The 19,661-nt window shown below is 68.6% G+C and carries 14 protein-coding genes; all 14 read left to right on the forward strand.

The features are described 5' to 3' along the window. Window positions 1–25 precede the first annotated feature (25 nt). The 14 genes from DBV14_RS26255 (at window position 26) to DBV14_RS26320 (ending at window position 19,658) form a co-directional block, all read left to right on the forward strand. Window positions 26–2,074, forward strand: coding sequence for a caspase family protein (locus DBV14_RS26255; protein ID WP_260397238.1), 2,049 nt, complete (start codon window positions 26–28; stop codon window positions 2,072–2,074). 49 nt (window positions 2,075–2,123) lie between these two features. Further along, the gene (locus tag DBV14_RS26260) at window positions 2,124–2,681 is read left to right on the forward strand and encodes a type VI secretion system tube protein Hcp (RefSeq protein ID WP_124463665.1); all 558 of its coding nucleotides are present in this window, start codon (window positions 2,124–2,126) and stop codon (window positions 2,679–2,681) included. Window positions 2,682–2,699: 18 nt separating this feature from the next. Next, window positions 2,700–3,506: a type VI secretion system accessory protein TagJ gene (locus tag DBV14_RS26265; protein ID WP_124463667.1), complete on the forward strand. Its 807-nt coding sequence runs from the start codon at window positions 2,700–2,702 to the stop codon at window positions 3,504–3,506. Further along, the gene (gene tssE, locus DBV14_RS26270) at window positions 3,499–4,014 is read left to right on the forward strand and encodes a type VI secretion system baseplate subunit TssE (RefSeq protein ID WP_124463669.1); all 516 of its coding nucleotides are present in this window, start codon (window positions 3,499–3,501) and stop codon (window positions 4,012–4,014) included. The genes DBV14_RS26265 and tssE overlap by 8 nt, the downstream gene beginning before the upstream one ends. Window positions 4,015–4,021: 7 nt before the next feature. Then, a complete protein-coding gene (tssF, locus tag DBV14_RS26275; protein WP_124463672.1) occupies window positions 4,022–5,914 on the forward strand; it encodes a type VI secretion system baseplate subunit TssF in 1,893 nt (630 codons plus the stop codon). After that, window positions 5,911–6,951, forward strand: a complete 1,041-nt coding sequence (tssG, locus tag DBV14_RS26280) for a type VI secretion system baseplate subunit TssG (protein WP_260397239.1) — start codon at window positions 5,911–5,913, stop codon at window positions 6,949–6,951. Before tssF ends, tssG begins: the two co-directional genes overlap by 4 nt. A 78-nt stretch (window positions 6,952–7,029) precedes the next feature. Next, window positions 7,030–9,777: a type VI secretion system ATPase TssH gene (gene tssH / locus DBV14_RS26285; RefSeq protein WP_124463676.1), complete on the forward strand. Its 2,748-nt coding sequence runs from the start codon at window positions 7,030–7,032 to the stop codon at window positions 9,775–9,777. Window positions 9,778–9,801: 24 nt separating this feature from the next. Beyond that, complete coding sequence (locus DBV14_RS26290; RefSeq protein WP_124463678.1) at window positions 9,802–12,174, forward strand: type VI secretion system Vgr family protein; 2,373 nt, start codon at window positions 9,802–9,804, stop codon at window positions 12,172–12,174. Between the two features lie 19 nt (window positions 12,175–12,193). Beyond that, the gene (locus DBV14_RS26295) at window positions 12,194–14,836 is read left to right on the forward strand and encodes a DUF2169 domain-containing protein (RefSeq protein ID WP_124463679.1); all 2,643 of its coding nucleotides are present in this window, start codon (window positions 12,194–12,196) and stop codon (window positions 14,834–14,836) included. Window positions 14,837–14,861: 25 nt separating this feature from the next. Next, window positions 14,862–15,926: a pentapeptide repeat-containing protein gene (locus DBV14_RS26300; protein WP_185546132.1), complete on the forward strand. Its 1,065-nt coding sequence runs from the start codon at window positions 14,862–14,864 to the stop codon at window positions 15,924–15,926. 27 nt (window positions 15,927–15,953) lie between these two features. Then, on the forward strand, window positions 15,954–16,589 hold the full coding sequence (locus tag DBV14_RS26305; protein ID WP_124463683.1) for a DUF3540 domain-containing protein: 636 nt from the start codon (window positions 15,954–15,956) through the stop codon (window positions 16,587–16,589). Window positions 16,590–16,626: 37 nt separating this feature from the next. After that, window positions 16,627–17,022: a DUF4150 domain-containing protein gene (locus DBV14_RS26310; RefSeq protein WP_124463685.1), complete on the forward strand. Its 396-nt coding sequence runs from the start codon at window positions 16,627–16,629 to the stop codon at window positions 17,020–17,022. A 152-nt stretch (window positions 17,023–17,174) separates the two neighbouring features. Continuing rightward, the gene (gene tagH / locus DBV14_RS26315; protein WP_124463687.1) at window positions 17,175–18,863 is read left to right on the forward strand and encodes a type VI secretion system-associated FHA domain protein TagH; all 1,689 of its coding nucleotides are present in this window, start codon (window positions 17,175–17,177) and stop codon (window positions 18,861–18,863) included. Between the two features lie 15 nt (window positions 18,864–18,878). After that, a complete protein-coding gene (locus tag DBV14_RS26320; protein WP_124463689.1) occupies window positions 18,879–19,658 on the forward strand; it encodes a PP2C family serine/threonine-protein phosphatase in 780 nt (259 codons plus the stop codon). Window positions 19,659–19,661: the final 3 nt, after the last annotated feature.

A 19,661-nucleotide genomic window follows, 5' to 3' on the forward strand; every position in this document is an offset into this window, starting at 1 on the left:
CCTTCCCCCAAAGGGGGAAGGAGCAATGCGGTTGCGGCTGCTGCTTTTGGTGTGGCTGCTGTGCGCTTCATGCAGCGCCTTCGCCACCCAGCGTGCCTTGCTCGTCGGCGTGTCCGAGCTCGTCAACCAGCCGCAGGCGCTCTGGCTGCAGGCCCCGCGCAACGACGTCATGCTGATGCGCGATGCGCTGCTCAAGCAGGGTTTCAGCGCGCCCGACATCACGGTGCTCGCCGATGGCGTGAACGGCGCGGCGCTGCCCGAGGCGCAGGCCATCCACGCGGCACTGGCCCGCCTGCTCGCGCAATCGAAGAGCGGCGACTTCGTGCTGCTCTATTTCTCCGGCCACGGCACCCGCCTGCGTGACACCGCCAAGCGCTACCAGGAGCCCGATGGCCTGTCGGAAAACTTTCTGGCGCGCGATGTGCGCGGCACGCTCGGCAGCGACACGGTGCTGACCGGCGACCTGCGCGATACCGAGTTCGACGGCTGGATCCAGGCCTTCCTGGCCCGCAACGTGTTCGTCGCCTCGGTGTTCGATACGTGCGCCGCCAACTCCATGACCCGCGGCACGGCCGATGCGCCCGCCATCGCCGAAGGGCCGGCTGAAGACGAAGTGCGCTGGCGCGGCCTGCGCGCGGCACAGCTGCTCGGCGGCAGTGCGCCGGCGCGCGCGGCGGCACCGCCCGCGCCGCCACCGGCCGAAGCCGTGGCGCGCGCACGCTACGTCGCCTTCTTCGCCTCCGAGAGCCACCAGATCACGCCCGAGCTGCGCCTGCCGCGCAAGACCCGCAATGCGCGTCCGCAGGGCCTGCTCACCTGGGCCGTGGTCGAGGCGCTGTCGCGCAGGCCGGCCACCTGGCGCGACCTGTTCGATGGCGTGCTGGCGCTGTACCCGCCCGTCATCGACGAACTCGCGCAGCGCTTTCCCACGCGCGAGCTGCCGTCGCCGGTGGCCGAAGGCAACCTCGACGCGCCGCTGTTCGCCAACAGCGGCGCGCCCGCGTCCACGCGCCCGGTGTGGCGCGCGCAGCGCAGCGGCGACAGCCTGGCGCTCAAGGCCGGCCTGCTCGACGGCCTGGTGCCGCAGCAGGAGGTGCGCCTCCTCGCGACGCTGGAAGACGGCAGCGTGCGCAGCGCGCCGGCCAGCATCGCGCAGATCAGACTGGGCGGTGCGTGGCTCGCGGTGCCGGCCGCGCTGAAAGACGTGTCGGGCGGCGCCTTCTGGAGCGTCACGCCGATGAGCGAGCCGTCGGCAACCGCCTTGCGCGTGCGCACCGACAAGCCCTTGCCCGCCGGCCTGAGCCTCGACTATCCCGCGGCGATCCGCGCGGTGAACGATGACAGCAACAGCACCGGCAACAACGCGGCGGCCGACGTGCGCTGGACCGACCTCGGCCCCGCCGGCCAGCGCCTCGAACTGCTTGCGCCATTGCTCGGCGCCACCGTCTCCACCCTCGTGCTGCCCGACACCGCCGCGCTGCGCCGCCGCCTGCAGGCACTGGCGCAGCTCAAGTGGCTCGCGCAACTGCAGGCCTACGGCAAGGACGGCCAGCTCGACGGCTTCGATGCCGCGCTCGAGGTCTGGAGCGCCGACAAGCTGCTGCGCAGCGTGCCCGTGGCGCAGGCCGCCAGCGCGTTGCCGTCGCTTCGCGCGGGCGAGCGCGTGCGGCTGAGCGTGCGCAACACCAGCGGCCGTTCGCTCGACCTCGTCATCGCGGGCATCGACGCGCGCGGCGCCTTGCAGCCGGTCTACCCCGACGAGCTGGGCGAAACCAACCGCTTCAAGCGCGGCACGCCCGAGCAGCCGGCCGTCAAGCGCTTCGAGCTGCCCTGGCTCGACGCCGCCGGCGATGCGCGCCTGCTGGTCATGGCCGTGCCCGCCACGCCGTACAGCGCGCCGCGGCTGTTCGGCGTGGCCTACGCGCAGGCCGATGTGTCCGAGGTGCGCGTGCGCGGCGGGCAACTGCCCGCCGAAAGCGGCGAGCGCCAGGTGTTCGCCGCGTTGCTGCGCAGGAGCGGCGCCATGGAGGGCGGTGGCGGCAATGGCGGCAACGGTGGCGGTGCCCGGCCCTGACGCGGGCCACGGAATTTCGGTTCGGTTCTCTTTGATTCCTGGAGGTGATATGGCATTTATCGAAGACGGCTCCTGGAGCCCTGAAGACGCCCGGCAGTTCTACGAGCTGGTCGCAACCGGCTCGGCCGATACCGACCTGGTCATGCTGATCGAGAGCAAGGGCGCGCCCGTCGTGGGTGAGCTCGAGCGCCCGTTCGAAGACGGCAAGGCGCGCCTGAGCATCGGCGGCTACCACTGGTCGGTGCAGGTGCCCGAGTCTTCGAGCCAGCACCAGGTCGTGCCCAACAACCTGATCGTCGCGCGCCGCAGCGACGCGGCCACGGCCGTCATCGCCAGCCTGCTGCGCACGCAGGAGAAAGACCTGAAGGTCGTCATCAGCGCCTTCAAGGCGGGCGGCGACTCGCGCGCGCAAGAGGCGCAGGCCGCCTTCGAGCTGGTGCTGGACAAGGCCCGCATCTGCCGGCTGGTACTCAACTCCGGCGGTGCCTGGGGCGCGCCCTCGGAGCTGATCTCCATTGCGTACCGCTCGCTGAAGGTCAAGTCGGCGCCGCAGAAGGAAACCGGCCTGCGCGGCGCGGTGCGCGAATGCGAGTTCACCCGCAACTGACCCTCAGGAACACACACCATGAATGCCGCCGAACACCTCAAGGCCGCCGACCCCGTGGCCGCCCTCAAGGCCCTGAGCGACGACGTGCGCGCCAAACCCGCCGACAGCAAGCACCGGGTCTTCATGGCGCAGCTGCTGTGCGTGCTCGGGCAATGGGAGCGCGCGCTCAACCAGCTCACCGTGGCGGCCGAACTCGACGCGCTCGCCGTGCCCATGAAGCAGGTGTATGGCGATGCCGTGCGCTGCGAGGGCCTGCGTGCCGAAGTGTTTGCCGGCACCCGCACGCCGATGATCTTCGGCCAGCCCGACGAGTGGCTGGCGCTGCTCATCGAGTCGCTGCTGCGCCAGGGGCGCGGCGAACCGGAGCTGGCCGAAGACCTGCGCCAGCGTGCCTTCGACAGTGCGCCGGCCATCGCGGGCACCATCGACGGCGCGCCCTTCGCGTGGCTGGCCGATGCCGACATGCGGCTGGGCCCGGTGCTCGAAGCCTTCGTCAACGGCAAGTACTACTGGATTCCGTACGCGCGGCTGGCGCACATCAAGATCGATCCGCCCGAAGACCTGCGCGACTGCGTGTGGATGCCCGCGCACCTGCAGTTCGAGAACGGCGGCGAGACGCTGGCGCTGATTCCCACCCGCTACGAAGGCACCGAGAAAACCGAGGACGGCGAGCTGCGGCTCGCGCGCAAGACCGAGTGGCGCGAGCTGCGGCCCGAGGTGTGGGCCGGCTACGGCCAGCGCGTGCTGGGCAGCGACGCGGGCGAGTACGCGCTGATGGACGTGCGCGAAATACTGTTCACGCCCGAAGGCGCTGTCGATGGCTGAACTCACCGCGCAGGAGCGGCTGCAGCCTTCGCTGCTCGACCGCCTCGTCGACCACGCCCCCGACGAAAAGCGCGAGGGCGACGAGAAGCGCACGCTGACCAAGCAGGCGCTGCGCCAGGCCGTGCTGCGCGACCTGGGCTGGCTCTTCAACGCCACCGGCCATGGCCTCTCGATGGACGACAGGCAGTACCCCAACGTGGCGCGCTCTGTCCTCAACTACGGATTGCCTATGCTGTCTGGCCAGTTCACCTCGTCGGTGCAGCGTGTCAGCATGGAACAGGCTTTGAAGAACGCAATCCTGCAGTTCGAGCCGCGCATTTTGTCCCGCACTCTCGAAGTGGAACTTGTCATGGAAGGCCCGGCACTGGACTCCCACAACAGCATCGGCCTGCAGATACGCGGCATGCTGTGGGCGCAGCCCGTGCCGCTCGAGTTCCTGATGCGAAGCCGAGTTGATCTCGAAGAAGGCCGCATAGAGATTGTCGACATGGCGCAAAACGCAAGGTAAGTCCGGCATGGACCCTCGGCTGCTGAGCCTCTACGAGCAGGAACTGCGCTACTTCCGCGAAAGCGCCGCCGAGTTTGCGCGCGCGTTTCCGAAGATCGCGCAGCGCCTGGGCATCGAGGGGCAGGAAGTGGCCGACCCGTATGTGGAGCGGCTGATCGAGGCCACGGCATTCCTTTCGGCGCGCGTCGGCCTGAAGCTCGATGCCGAGTACCCGCGCTTCACCGGCCACCTGCTCGACATCGTCTATCCGAATTTCCTGGCGCCCACGCCGGCGATGATGGTGCTGTCTTTCGTGCCCGACCCCGACGACGCCAATCTTGCGACCGGCCCGACGCTGCCGCGCGGCAGCGGCCTGCGCGCGCGACAGGCCGTGGGGCAGAACACGCACTGCGAGTTCCGCACCGCGAGCGCGCTGCGCATCTGGCCCATCGAGGTGCAACGCGCCCAGTACTTCACCTACGCGCCCGACCTGCCGCTGAACACGCACCCGCAGTCGCGCGCCATTCGCGGCGGGCTGCGCATCGGGCTGCGCGCCACGGCCGGCCTGAGCTTCAGCCGCATCGCACTCGACGAACTGGTGCTGCATTTCGGCGGTGCCGAAGACGTGGCCTGGCAGTTGCACGAATGCGCACTGGGCCAGCCCGTGGGCGTGCTGGTGCGGCCGCTGTCGCCCGGCGGCGCATTGCAGGGCACGGCGCAGAGCCTGCCGGGCAGCGCCATCGGTGCCGTCGGCTTCGAGGAAGACGAGGCGCTGCTGCCCACCACCGCCACCGGCTTCTCGGGCTTCAGGCTGCTGCAGGAGTACTTCGCGTTTCCGCAGCGTTTCCAGTTCGCGCGCATCGGCGGACTGAAGCCGCTGCTGGCGACCATGGACGTGGCCGAGGTCGAGATCGTGCTGCTGTTCTCGCGCGGCGACGCGGCGCTCGAGAAACTGGTAAGCGCCGACAACGTGCAGCTGCATTGCGTGCCGGCCGTCAACCTCTTCGCCAAGCGGCTCGACCGCGTGCCTGTGAACGAGGGCGTGAGCCAGTTCCACCTGGTGCCCGACCGCACGCGGCCGCAGGACTTCGAGGTGCACACCGTCACCGAGGTCATCGGCCATGGCGCGCCCGGTGCCGGCGCGGCGGCGGCCGAGCAGCCGTTCCGGCCTTTCTATTCGGCCTTCCACGACAGCCGGCTCAGCCACCCGGCGTACTTCACGACCACGCGCGAGCCGCGCATGCTGTCGGTGCGCCAGCGGACCGAGGGCAACCGCAGCAGCCACATCGGCTCCGAGGTCTACATGCAGATCGTCGATCCGCAGCAGGCGCCTTACGCGGCCACGCTGCGGCAGCTCGCGGTGACGGCGCTGTGCACCAACCGCGACCTGCCGCTGCTGATGCCGCTGGGCCGCGACAACGATTTCGATTGCATCGACTCCTTTCCGGTGCAGCGCGTGCGCATGGTGCGCGGGCCGTCCCGGCCGGTGTCGCCGGTGGTGAGCCAGGGGCTGGGCTGGCGCGTGGTCGACCACCTGGCGCTCAACTACCTGTCGCTGTCGGACAGCTCGCCCGAGCAGGGCGCCGCCGCGCTGCGCGAGACGCTGATGCTCTATGCCGTGCATGCCGACGAAATGCGCCAGGGCCAGGTGCGCGGCCTGCTGTCGGTCAGGAACAAGCCGGTGGCGCGCCGGCTGCCGCTCAAAGGCCCGATCGCCTTCGGGCGCGGGCTCGAGGTCACGCTCGAAGTCGACAAGGACGCCTTTCATGGCCACAGCGTGTTCCTGTTCGGCGCCGTGCTGGCGCGCTACCTGGCGCGCCATGTCGAGGTGAACCATTTCGTCGAGACCGTGCTGCGCGTGTCGGGCAAGGGCGAGACCATGCGCTGGAGGCCGCTGTGCGGGACACGGCAGATTCTGTGAGCGCCCGCGTCGATGCCACATTGAATGCGTGGTCGGCGCAGCCGTGGTCCTTCGATTACTTCGCGGTGATGCGCCGGCTGGAGTCGGTCGCCGGCACCACGCCGCGCTGGGGCCGTGCGCTGCTGCCCAGCGCGGAGCCGGTGCGCGTGGGGCAGGAGCCTTCGCTCTCGTTCGCGCCGGCCAGCTTCAGCCGCTTCGAGCCGGCCACCGCGCATTCGCCGCCGCGCCTGCGCCAGCAGTTCTTCGGCTACATCGGACCCAACGGGCCGTTGCCGGTGCACATGAGCGACTTCATTCGCGAGCGCAGCCTGAACCACGGCGACCCGACCTGGCTGGCTTTTCTCGACACCTTCCTGCATCGCTTCTCGCTGCATTTCTACCGGGCCTGGGCGCAGTCGCGGCCGGCCGTGGCACTGGACCGTCCGGGCGAAGACCGCTTCAGGCTGCAGATCGGTGCGCTGGTGGGCATCGGTGCGCCGGGCCGCACGGCGCGCGACGAGATCCACGACGACGCGCGGCTGCATTTTTCGGGCTGGCTCGCGCGCCGCGTGCACAACGTCGAGAGCGTGGAGTCGGTGTTGTGCAGCTACTTCGGCGTGCCGGTGACGCTGGAGCGCTGGGTCGGCCACTGGATGAGCCTGCCGGCCGGCGAGTTCACGCGGCTGGGGCAGGGCGAGAGCTCGCGTTCGATGGGCATGGGCGCCATGCTCGGCACGCGCGCCTGGGACCGGCAGCACCGCGTGCGGCTGCACCTGGGGCCGCTCACGCTCGAGCAGTACCGCATGTTCCTGCCGACGCGCGAGGTGGGCACTGCGCAGCCGGTGCTGCAGCGCTGGATGCAGCAGCTGCTGGGCGACGAGCTCGAATGGGACGCCGAGCTGGTGCTCGAAAAAGTGCAGGTTCCCACCACGCGCCTGGGCCAGGCCAGGGGCAATGCGCCGCGGTTGGGCTGGGTCTCGTGGCTCGGCGAGCGCACGCGCACCCGCGACGCGGCCGACGTGCGCATCGCCAACCGGCAACCTTCGGGAGCGCATTGATGCGGCTCCGCCTTTCAAGACCTTCAAGACTTTCAATTTGTCCAGCCTCATTCGTCCAGACGAGATACGGAGTCCTCCATGAGTGAAATCAGCCGCACCGCCCTTTTCGGCAAACTCAACTCGCTGGCCTACAAGGCCATCGAAGGCGCCACGGTGTTCTGCAAGATGCGCGGCAACCCGTACGTGGAGCTGGAGCACTGGTTCGCCCAGTTGCTGCAGGCGCAGGACTCCGACCTGCACCGCGTGATCCAGCACTACGGGCTCGACGTGTCGGTCATCGCGAAAGACATGACGGCCGCGCTCGACCGCCTGCCGCGCGGCGCCACCGCCATCAGCGATTTTTCTCCGCACATCGAGAACGCCATCGAACGTGCGTGGACCTATGCCACGCTGCAGTTCGGCGAGGCGCAGGTGCGCACCGGCTACATCCTGGTCGGCATGCTGAAGACGCAGAGCCTGCGCAATCCGCTGTTCGGTTTGTCGAAGCAGTTCGAGAAGATCAAGGTCGAAGACCTGGCCGACAACTTTCCGAAGATCTGCGACGCCTCGCCCGAAGCGCAGATGCGCGCTCAGGACGGCACCGGCATGGGCAGCGGCGCACCGGGCGAAGACTCGGGCGCCATGGCGCCGGCCGCCATGGGCAAGGGCGATGCGCTGAAGAAGTTCGCGGTCGATCTCACCGAGAAGGCCAAGAAGGGCGAGATGGACCCGGTGACCGGGCGCGACGAAGAGATCCGACAGATCGTCGACATCCTCATGCGGCGCCGGCAGAACAACCCGCTGCTCACCGGCGAGGCCGGCGTGGGCAAGACGGCGGTGGTCGAAGGCTTCGCGCAGCGCCTGGCGCGCGGCGACGTGCCGCCGCAGCTGAAAGACGTGAAGCTGCTCACGCTCGACATCGGCCTGCTGCAGGCCGGCGCGAGCATGAAGGGCGAGTTCGAGCAGCGCCTGCGCCAGGTCATCGACGAGGTGCAGAGCTCGCCCACGCCGATCATCTTGTTCATCGACGAGATCCACACGCTGGTGGGCGCGGGTGGCGCGGCCGGCACCGGCGACGCGGCCAACCTGCTCAAGCCCGCGCTGGCCCGCGGCAACCTGCGCACCATCGGCGCCACCACCTGGGCCGAGTACAAGAAGTACATCGAGAAAGACCCGGCGCTCACGCGGCGCTTCCAGGTCGTGCAGGTGCCCGAGCCCGACGAGACCAAGGCGATCCTGATGCTGCGCGGCGTGGCCAGCGTGCTCGAAAAACACCACCGCGTGCAACTGCTCGACGAAGCCATCGAGGCGGCCGTGAAGCTGAGCCACCGCTACATTCCCGCGCGCCAGTTGCCGGACAAGGCCGTGAGCCTGCTCGATACGGCCTGCGCGCGCGTGGCCGTGTCGCAGCACGCCACGCCGCCCGAGGTGGAAGACTGCATGCGCCGCATCGAAGGGCTCACGGTCGAGCAGGAGATCATCGGCCGCGAGGAAGCCATCGGCATCGACGTGACCAAGCGTGCGGCGCAGGTCGCGGCGCTGCTGGCCGAATCGAAGGTACAGCTCGATGCGTTGAATGCGCGCTGGCAGGAAGAGAAGGGGCTGGTCGACCGGCTGCTGGAACTGCGAAGCAAGTTGCGCGCGGGGAACAAGCCTGTGGATGCTTCGCAGGCCGAGGGCAACGCGAAGGCCGCCGTGCCCCCACCCCAACCCTCCCCCGGAAGGGGAGGGGGAGAGACGGGTGCAGGGAGCGAAGACAGGGCGGTGCTGCTTGCGGAGTTGCATGAACTGCAGGCAAAGATCCATGCGGTGCAGGGCGAGTCGCCGCTCATTCTTCCTTCGGTCGATGAGCAGGCCGTGGCCTCCGTGGTCGCGGACTGGACCGGCATTCCCGTCGGCCGCATGGTCAAGAACGAAGTCGAGGCGGTGCTCAAGCTGGCCGACACGCTCAACCAGCGCGTCATCGGCCAGAAGCACGGGCTGGAAATGATCGCGCGCCGCATCCAGACTTCGCGCGCGCGGCTGGACAACCCGCAGAAGCCCATCGGCGTGTTCATGCTCTGCGGCACCTCGGGTGTCGGCAAGACCGAGACCGCATTGGCGCTGGCCGAGGCGCTGTACGGCGGCGAGCAGAACATCATCACCATCAACATGAGCGAGTTCCAGGAGGCGCACACCGTCTCCACGCTCAAGGGCGCGCCGCCGGGCTACGTGGGCTACGGCGAAGGCGGCATCCTGACCGAGGCGGTGCGCCGCCGCCCTTACAGCGTGGTGCTGCTGGACGAAGTGGAAAAGGCCCACCCCGACGTGCACGAAATTTTCTTCCAGGTCTTCGACAAGGGCTGGATGGAAGACGGCGAGGGCCGCATGATCGATTTCAAGAACACGATCATCCTGCTGACCACCAACGCCGGCAGCGAACTGGTCATGAGCATGTGCCGCGACCCCGAGCTGCTGCCCGAGCCCAACAGCCTGGCCGATGCGCTGAAGGCGCCGCTGATGAAGGTGTTCCCGCCCGCGCTGCTGGGCCGCATCGTCACCATTCCCTATTACCCGCTGTCGCCCGACATGATGAAGAAGATCGTGCGGCTGCAGTTGGGCCGCATCAAGAAGCGCGTGGAGGCCAACCATGGCGTGCCCTTCGACTACAGCGAGGCGGTGGTCGAGCAGGTGGTGGCGCGTTGCCAGGACCCGGAGTCGGGCGGCCGCGTGATCGATGCAATCTTGACGAACACCGTGCTGCCGACCATTTCCGTCGAGTACCTGCAGCGCCTGGCCTCGGGCGGAGAAATCCGCCGCGTCGCGCTGGACGTGAAGGACGCCGACTTCACTTACGCCTTCGATTGACAGACATCACCAGGAAGCGGCGCCATGACTTCAGACGAGTATCGAATCGACACGGAATCGCCCGCGGGCCCGGACCTGATGTTCTGGACCGTGGTGGGCCATGAAGCCCTGAGCCAGCCGTCGACCTACGAGATGCGGGTGCTGTCCAAGCGCAACGACATCGCGCCCAAGGAAATACTGGGGCATGCCTTCGACCTGGTGCTGGGCTTCGACGATGCCGACGGCGGCACGCACGAGCGGCACTGCAAGGGGCACGCCGTGCGCTTTTCGCGCCGTGGTGCCGTGGGACGCTACTTCGAGTATTCGATCAGCCTGCGGTCGTGGTTCTGGCTGCTCGAGAAGCGCGTCAACTCGCGCATCTTCCAGGGGCAGACCGTGCTGCAGGCGATGGACGCCGTCATCGAGGACGGGCCCATCCGGCAGCTGAAGAAGGTCAAGCCCGACGGCGTGATCGGCGAGCACAAGAAGCGGCCCTACTGCGTGCAGCACCAGGAGAGCGACTTCCAGTTCATTTCGCGGCTGCTCGAAGAAGAAGGCATCTACTACTGGTTCGATGCCCACGACGCGCCCGGCACCATGTACCTGTCGGATGCCAGCGACCTGGCGCACCAGCCCCTGCCCGCGGCCGCGTCGATCGGCCAGCTGGGCCCCGGCGTGTCGGAGCCGCGCTTCAACGAGTTTCGCCAATTGATCGATGCGTCGCTGTATGCCTCGGGCAAGTACGCGTCGCACGACATCGACTTCAAGGCCATCCGCAAGCCGCTGCGCGGCAGCAATGCCGATGCGGCGGAGCACGAGCTGTCCGACCTGGAGGTGTTCGAGTATCCGGGCGGCTACTTCCGCGATGCCGACTCCGACAAGGCCGCGAAGGTCCGCATGGAAGAGCTGGCCGCGCGCCGCAAGCTCTACTGGGCCATCACGCCGTGGGCCGATGTGGCGGTGGGGCGGCGCACCAAGTTCCATTCGATTTCGTCGGCGGACGATATCGGCACCGAGCAGCTCATCGTGAGCTGCCTGTTCGTGGTCACGCATCCCGGCTACGAGGGCACCGACACGTCGAGTGCGCAGAACCTGCTGCCCATCCTGCAGGGCCTGCTCGAAGACGACCGGCCGAACGCCGAGCACCTGCAGCAGCTCACGCAGATCATTGGCCAGTCGGCGGCGTTTACCGCGGCGCAGTGGGGTTCGCGCGAGTTCCTCATTACCTCGGTGCCGATCTCCACGCCCTTCCGGCCGCCGCGCGTCACGCCGCGCGTGCGCATGCCGGGGCCGCAGACGGCCATCGTGGTGGGCCCCGAGGGCAAGGAAATCTACGCCGACGACCTGGGCCGCGTGAAGGTCCACTTTCCGTGGGACCGCTACGACCACAGCAATGAAAAGTCCACCTGCTGGGTGCGCGTCTCGCAGCCGTGGGCCGGCAAGGGCTGGGGCGGTTATTTCATTCCGCGCGTCGGGCAGGAGGTGATCGTCGATTTTCTCAACGGCGACCCCGACCGGCCCATCATCGTCGGGCGCATGTACAACGACGACCAGCCCATTCCGTTCAAGTCGCACACGCAAAGCGGCTTTCGCACGCGCTCCACGCCCAAGGGCAATGCGTCGAACTTCAACGAGTTCCGCTTCGACGACGAGAAGGGCAAGGAGCAGGTCTTCCTGCACGCCGAGAAAAACCAGGACATCGAGGTCGAGGCGGACGAAACGCATTGGGTCGGGCACGACCGCAAGAAGACCATCGACAACGACGAGAACGTCGAGGTCAAGAACAATCGCACCGAAAAGGTCGGCGTGGACGAGAAGATCACCATCGGCAGCAACCGCACCGAGCAGGTCGGTGCCAACGAGAAAATCACCATTGGCAGCAACCGCACCGAATCGGTGGGCGTCAACGAGACCGTGACCATCGGCGCCAACCGCGACCTGACCGTGGCCGCCAACGAAACCATCACCGTCGGCGCCAACCGCACCGACACCGTGGGCGCCGGCGTGACGCAGACGGTGGGTGCCGCGATGACGCAGAGCATTGGCGCCGGGCTCACGCAGACCATCGGCGCGGCGTGGTCGCTGACGGCAGGCGGCCCCGTGACCATCACCGCGCCGGCGGGCTTCACGCTGGTGGCGCCGGGCGGCACCAACATCGTCGACTTCCAGCTGTGCCAGGTGGGCGGCACCATCAAGGAAGGCTATGCCAGCAAGCTCGATTTCAACGTGCTCGCCATGGAAGCCAACGCCGCGAAGATCGAGGCCACGGGCTCGTCGAACGCGTTGATAGGCTTCAAGTTCGAACGCGTGGGTGCCGACGTTCTTTCCAAGGGCATGAGCGTCGCGCAGATGGACGCGCTGGCCGCGCTTTCGTGCGCGACCAACATCGAGATGGACACGCTCAAGCTCATTTTGTAGCTGCCGTGCATTGCCCGCCATGAAGGTCTTCAAGCCCACCACCGCCTCGCTGATCGCGCGCAACTTCGAGTTCCGCGGGAAGAAGTGGTTCGGCGTGTCGGTGCTGATGTTCATCGAGCTGGGCGGCGAGCGGCCCTTGCGCCAGGAAATGGACCTGTGGAAGTTCTGGGCCACGCGCCCGGAAGCCAAGGGCATCCTCGAAGAAGGATGCGTGCGCGGGCGCTCGGAATACCTGGTGTCGGGGTCGGCCTATCCGCTCGACGCGAAGGACGACACCGGCTGCGCGGTCGAGGCCCAGGTGGGCGGCCTGCGCAAGGCGCTGCTGGTGCGCGGACGGCGCCACTGGGACGGCGCGCACGCCTCGCCGCCGCAGGGCTTTGCCGCCATGCCGCTGGACTGGGCGCATGCCTATGGCGGCGCGGAGTTTGCCGAGAACCCGCTGGGGCTGGGCGCCGCGCCCGTCGACACGCCGGCGGGGCGCGTGCACTGGCTGCCGAACATCGAAGATCCGCGCGCGCCGCTGGCGGCTCCTGCAGACCGCGCAACGCCCGTAGGCTTCGGGCCCATCGACCAGATGTGGCCGCAGCGCGCGGCGCAGCGCGGCACGTATGACGAGGCCTGGCTCAAGCAGGACTTTCCGGGCATTGCCAACGACACCGACTGGGGCTTCTTCAACATCGCGTCGGTGGACCAGCAACAGGTGGCGCCTTTCACCGGCGATGAGCCCTATTCGTTCCGCAACATGCATCCCGCCGTGGCCCGGCTCGAAGGCCGCCTGCCGGGGCTGAAGGCCCGCGCCTTCGTCACGCACCGCACGGGTGGCGAAGACAAGTTCAAGGAGCTGCGGCTGCAGCTGCGCACCGCCTGGTTCTTCCCGGATGCCGAGCGCGCCATCCTGATCTCGCAGGGCATGCACGAGGTGGCCGAGGACGACGGCGCCGACATCGTTCATCTGATGGCGGCGGTGGAGCGGCTGGACCAGCCGCGCGAGGCGCTCCACTACCTGGCCGTGCGAGACAAACGGCTGGACCGTAAGAACGGCACGCTGGAGTCGCTGCGCGAAGAAGACCTGATGCCGGCGGACCTGGTGGTGCCGCTGTTCGACCCCGCGGCTTTTTCGAACCGCGCACTCGACCGGTCGCTGCAGCGCGCCGAGGCCGACCGCGCGCAGGCGCGTGCCGACGTGGCGGCGCTCGGGCTCGATGCCGACGAACACGCGCCACCCGTCAAGGGACCGCCCACGCCCGAGGTGCGCACCATCGACGACCTGATCCGGCTGCAGGCCGAGATGGCGGACGAAGGCGCGAAGGCGCCCGCCCGCATGGCGGCCGAAAAGGCGGCCACCACCGAAGACGTGCGTGCCATCTTCGCGCGCGAGAAGCTCGACTTCGCGCCGATCGAACGCGAGATGGCGGGCCTGGAAACGCGTGGCCCGCCCAAGCCTTTCGCCGAAGACCTGAAGCGCGAGTTCATCCGGCAGATCGCGCACGGCAAGGCCCTGGGCAGCGACGTCTCGGAGTTCGAGGACATGCTCGGCGACAGCAAGCGCATGGCGCAATGGGCCGAGGGCGATGCGCAGCAGCTGGCGGGCTATCGCATGGCCGCGCACATGCAGCCGGCGGTCGATCGGTTGCCGAACGATGCCGCCGAGGCCCTGCGCGTGCGCGTGCGGGCGCACCACGCCAAGGGCCTGCCGTTCACCGGTTGGGACCTGAGCGGCGCCAACCTGGCTGGGCTCGACCTGAAGGGCGCGCAGCTGGGCGAGGCGCTGCTGGAAAACGCAAACCTCACCGGCACCGAACTGGGCGGCGCCGACCTGCACGGCGCCGTGCTGGCGCATGCCACGCTGCAATCGACGCAGCTGGACGGCGCCAACCTGCAGGGCGCCAACCTGGGTGGCGCGCGCCTGTCGAAGGTCAACTTCGCGGGCGCCGACCTGGGGGGCGCCACCTTCGACGACGCACGCCTGAGCGACATCGACATGCGCGGCGCACGGCTGGACGGCATCCGGCTCGGCCAGGCGCAACTGGGCGGCGTCGATTGCTCCGGCGCGGTGTGCGATGCGTTGCTGGTGTTCGTCAAGAACGACCTGCGTGGCTGCCGGTTCACGGGCGCGCGCTTCAAGCAGTGCGCCTTCGTCGAATGCGATCTCTCGGGCGTGGACTTCAGCGACGCGGTGTTCGGGAAGTGCGGCTTCGTCGGCATCGTGGCGCCCGGCGCCGGCTTCAGGGGCCTGCGGATTGCCTCGGGCTGCTTTGCGCAGGGCTGCGTGCTGACGGGTGCCGACTTCGGCGCGGCCCAGTTGCCCAGCATGAACTTCCGCGGCGCCGAGCTTTCCGGCGCGCACTTCGGCAATGCCTTGCTCAACGGCAGCGACTTCAGCGAGTGCACGCTGCAGCGCGCGGACTTTCGCAGTGCCCAGCTGCGTGAAGCGCGCTTCGTGCGGGCCGACATGCGGCATGCGAACTTCGGCGCGGCCAACCTGTGGGGTGCGGTGCTGCAGCACGCAACGCTGGAAGAAACCGACTTTCGGCGTGCCAACCTTTTTCGCGCCGACCTGGCCCGCGTGAAGGTGGGCTTCAATGTGCGCTTCGACGAGGCGCTGGCCACGCGCATGCGCACCTACCCGCGCCACCGCCCTGCTGCGGCAGCAGCGGCCTGAAGCGGGCGAGCCGAGGCGGACGACCATGGACAAGGCCGAACTCCTGCGTTGCGCCCAGCGGGCCGAGCCCGTGATCGGGCAGGACCTCTCGGGCCTGGTGCTGGACGATGCCGACCTGTCGGGCACGCTGTTCGATGGCTGCCGCTTCGACCGCACGACGATGCACCGCGCCGACCTCACGCAGAGCCAGTTCCGTCAATGCAGCTTCTCGAAGGTGCAGGCGCAAGATTGCCTGCTGGCCGACGCGGCCTTTGTCGAATCGGGTTTCGAGCGCGTGGTGATGACCGGCGCCACCGTGCGCAACACCACCTTCGCGCAGTGCCGCATCGACGGCCTGGCGCTGAGCGCCGCGCAGCTTGACTTCGCGGTGTTCACCGGTTGCGCATTGAACATGCTGCTGCTGAAGGAGGCCCGGCTGGTGAAGGCGATCTTCACCGACTGCCAGGTGGGCGAGGTCGATTTTTCCGGTGCGCACCTGGAGCGCACGGTGCTGCTCGAATGCGATCTGCGCAAGGCCCGCTTCGGTGGTGCCGCGTTCGACACCGTGGTGTTCATCAAGGCCAACCTGGCGGGCAAGTCCTTTGCGGGGCAACAGCTGTTGAACGCACAGTTCATGAACGCCGACCTGACGGGCTGCGACTTTTCGCAAGCCCGCATCGCGCAGGCGAACTTCCAGGGCGCGCAGCTGGCCGGTGCCAACTTCGATGGGGCGCACGCATCCAACGCCATCTTCATGGAGGCCGACATCTCGGCCGCGCGCTTCCACAAGGCCGTGCTGACGCAGGCGCTGTTCGTCGGCGCGAAGGCGCAGGGCGCGCAGTTCGTCGCGGCCGACCTTTACCAGACCAACTGGGCCGGCGCGTTGCTGGAAGGCGCGCGCATGACCGATTGCGAACTGACCTACGCCGACTTCTCGCATGCCGACCTGAGCCGCGCCGACCTGCGGGGCGCCACGATGTTCCGCGCCAACCTGCATGCGGTCACCGATGCCGACGCGCAGTTTTCCGACCGGGCGCGCGCGCTCGAAAGCGAGCCGGAGCTGGTGGCCGCCGAAGGCTGGCGGGCGCAGCCGGTTGCTTCTTCAACCTGAACTGACAACGAACGACAAGGAGCCGACATGGGCAGCCCCGAAAAGAAACTGATGCAGTTGTGCGCCGCGCCGATGCACGGCGTCGGAACGGTGCTTGCCGTGGACGGCGACGGCAGCTGCCGCGTGGCCACCGCGCAGGGCGAGCTGCGCGTGTCGCTGGCGGCAAGCTGCCTGCTGGCGCCCGAGGCCGGCAACGTGGTCTGGCTGGCCGGCGACCTTGCGCAGGGCATGTACGTCACCGCGGTCCTGGAGCGTGGCGAGGCCCCCGCGAGCAGCCGCGTCGTGCTGCCGGCCGGCGCCGTGCTCGAGTCCGCCGACGGCGCGATGACGCTGAAGGCACAGCGCCTCACGCTCGCCGGCGAGCAACTGGCGGTGCAGGGCAAGCGCGCGGCCTTTGCCATCGACAAGGTCACCGGCGTCGGCCGCGAAGTGACGTGGTCGTTCGGCCGCGTCAAGCTCATCGCCGACATGCTGGAGTCTTTTGCGGACCGCGTGAGCCAGTTCTCGCGGTGGAGCCAGCGCACGGTGGCGGGCATGGACCAGGTGCGCGCCACGCAGGTCGACTATCGGGCCGAACAGATGATGCAGCTGCATGCGGGCAACCTGGTGGCCGATGCGCAGAACCTGGTGAAGCTCGACGGCGAGCAGATCCACATGGGCTGAGCACAGCAGGTCACAGCAAGCCGAAACGGAGCACGCCATGTTCGCCAACTGCCAACTCATGGGAACCGACACTGCGTTCCCCGATGTCTGCCTGACGCCCAGCCCGGCCGGTCCGGTGCCCATTCCCTATCCCAACATCGCGATGGGCCCGATGGCCATTCCCAACTGCCCGACCATTCTTTTCGTGGGCGCGCCGGCGCACAACCTGGGCACCACCATTCCCCAGACCAACGGCGACAACCCCGGGCTGGCGACCGGCGTGGCGTCGGGCATGGTGATGGGGCCGAGCCGGCACCTGACGGGTGCCTTCACGGTGCTGCTGAAGGGCATGCCGGCGTCGCGCATGACCAGCGTGTCGCTGCAGAACAGCACCAACGCACCCGGCTGCAGGCTGGTGCCGAGCCAGCCCAAGATACTGCTGCTGGCGGCCTGAACGATGCCAGCCGCGCGGCGTGGATCGCATCGCCATCGGCGGCATACCTCTTAAGGCGAGATTGCCAAGGTGCCCTACGGAATGAATACTTCCTTCGAGTTTCCGCGCTCGCGCGTGCGAGGGGTATTTGGGCGTCGCCCGGGGGCCGATTCATGATCCACATCGCTGTCATCACCCGGCAAGGCGCTCCGGCGGGGCCCGCCATCGCGGCCGACTTCGGACCCAACGGCGGCACCATCGGCCGCGCCGACACCAACACGCTGGTGCTGGACGACCCCGACCGCACGGTGTCGCGCGTGCATGCGCAGGTGCTGTGCCGCGACGGGCAGTACTTCGTGATCGACCGGGGCAGCAACCCGATGCAGTGCAACGGCGTGTCGCTGGGCGCGGGCAAGGAAGCCGCGCTGACCGACGGGGCGCAGCTGGTGGTCGGCAGCTTCGAGCTCAGCGTGCGCGTGGTGGCCACGGCCTCGCCTTCACTGGCGATACCCAATACCGTGATGTCGGGCGCACCGGCGTCGTCGAGCGATGATCCCTTTGCCGACCTGCTCGCGGGCCTGGGTGCACCGGCGCCCGCAACGCCCGCTGCCCCGCCGGCGCACGCAAAGGCAGCGCCCGCCGCCAGTGCCGATTCGCTGCTGTTCCCCGATCCGATGGAAAGCGGCTCGCGCAATGCGCAGGCCGCGCAGATCGATCCGTTCGCGGACCTGCTGGGGCCCACGCCATCGGCCGCGCCTGTCGCAGGCCTGGCCGCGCTCGACGATTTCTCGGACCTCGGCGCACCGCTCTCGCATGGCAAGGCGGCCAGCATCGACGACCTGTTCGGCGGAGTGGGCGGCGGTGGCGGCATCGGCGGCGACCCGCTCGCGCTGTCGCCACTGGCCGATCCGCTGCTGCAGCCCAACACCGCGTCCGCGGCCGATCCGCTGGCCGCGCTGCAACGCGCCGCGCCGGCCACGCCCGTGCCGCGTGCCGATCACCTGCCGATCGAGCAGTTCGGGTTCACGCCGCCGAAGGCCGTCACGCCCCCTGCGCAGGCATTCGCGCCGACGCCGGCGCAGTTCGACGACATGACGGGCCAGCCGATCCGCATCAGCGGACCGGAGGTTGCCGGCAAGCCCTACGAGCCACCGGTGGCCCCCATGCCGCCACCCGCGCCGGCCTATGCAGCGCCGCCGGTCCACAGGGCCTCGCTACCCGCCGAGCGCAGCGCCTCCGACGACGAGTTGCTCGCGGCCTTCCTGCGCGGCCTGGCCAGCACGCACCAGCCGCCCGAAATGCTCACGCCGGGCCTGATGGAGCGCATCGGATCGATGCTGCGCAGTGCCACCGAAGGCACGCTGCAGCTGCTGCTCACGCGCCAGGAGTTCAAGCGCGAGGTGCGCGCCGAGGTCACGATGATCGCGGCGCAGGCCAACAATCCGCTCAAGTTCTCGCCCACGGTCGAGGTGGCGCTGGCGCACCTGCTGGGCCCCGGCGTGCGCGGCTTCATGCCGCCCGAGGCCGCGATGCGCGACGCCTTCAACGACCTGCGTGCGCACCAGTTCGGCGTGATGGTGGGCATGCGCGCGGCGCTGGCCCACGTCATCGGGCGCTTCGAGCCGGCGGAGCTGGAAAAGAAGATCAGCGCCAGGACCGCGCTCGACGCGCTCTTCAGCGCCAACCGCAAGGCCAAGCTCTGGGACCAGTTCGTGTCGCTCTACGGCGGCATCGCGAGCGAGGCGGAAGACGACTTCCACAGCCTCTTCGGCAAGGCCTTCCTCGAAGCCTACGAAGAGCAGATGGCGCGCCTGAAGCAGAACGACATCAGCAACAACAACAGCAGCAACAACAACGGCTGAAGCGAGGCACCCCGCTTGGAAATCGAAATCGTCACGCTGTCCAGACAGGGCGGCCGCAGCTACAACGAAGACGTGCATGGGCACTGGCACGACGAGCGATTCGTCGCCTGCCTGGTGGCCGATGGCGCCGGTGGGCATGGCGGCGGCGACGTGGCGGCCGCCACCGCGCGCAGCAGCGTGCTGGGCGGCTTCTCGGCCGCGCCCGGCCTGGACGAAGACACGCTGCGCGGACTGGTGGTGCAGGCCAACCTCGACGTGGTGGCGCGACAGGCCGAGGGCGGCAAGCTCGCGGGCATGCGCTCGACCATCGTCTTCGCGGCCATCGACCTGGAGAGCCAGGCGCTGGCCTGGGTGCACAGCGGCGACAGCCGGGCCTACCTGTTTCGCGGCGGCGCCATCGTGGCGCGCACCACCGATCACAGCCTGGTGCAGCAGATGGTGGCCGGCGGCATGCTCGACGAAGAAGGCGCGCGGCTGCATCCGCAACGCAACATGCTGCTGTCGGCGCTGGGCTCGGTGGAAGAGCCGCCCGACATCGCCGTGTCGGACCGCATGCGGCTGCTGCCCGGCGACGTGCTGCTGCTGTGCAGCGATGGCGTGTGGGAGCCCCTGGGCGATGGATGCCTGATCGACACGCTGCACGCGTCGCGCACACCCAGCCAATGGGCCGAACAGCTGGAGACCCAGGTCCAGGCGAACGCCAAGCCGGGGTACGACAACTACACGGCGCTCATGCTGTGGGTGATGCAGGAAGACAGCGACGAAACGCGCCTGCTGCCGGACATCGCGCCCTGAAGC

Origin of the sequence: Variovorax sp. KBW07, assembly GCF_003852515.1 — a bacterium.
Taxonomy (GTDB): Bacteria; Pseudomonadota; Gammaproteobacteria; order Burkholderiales; family Burkholderiaceae_C; genus Variovorax.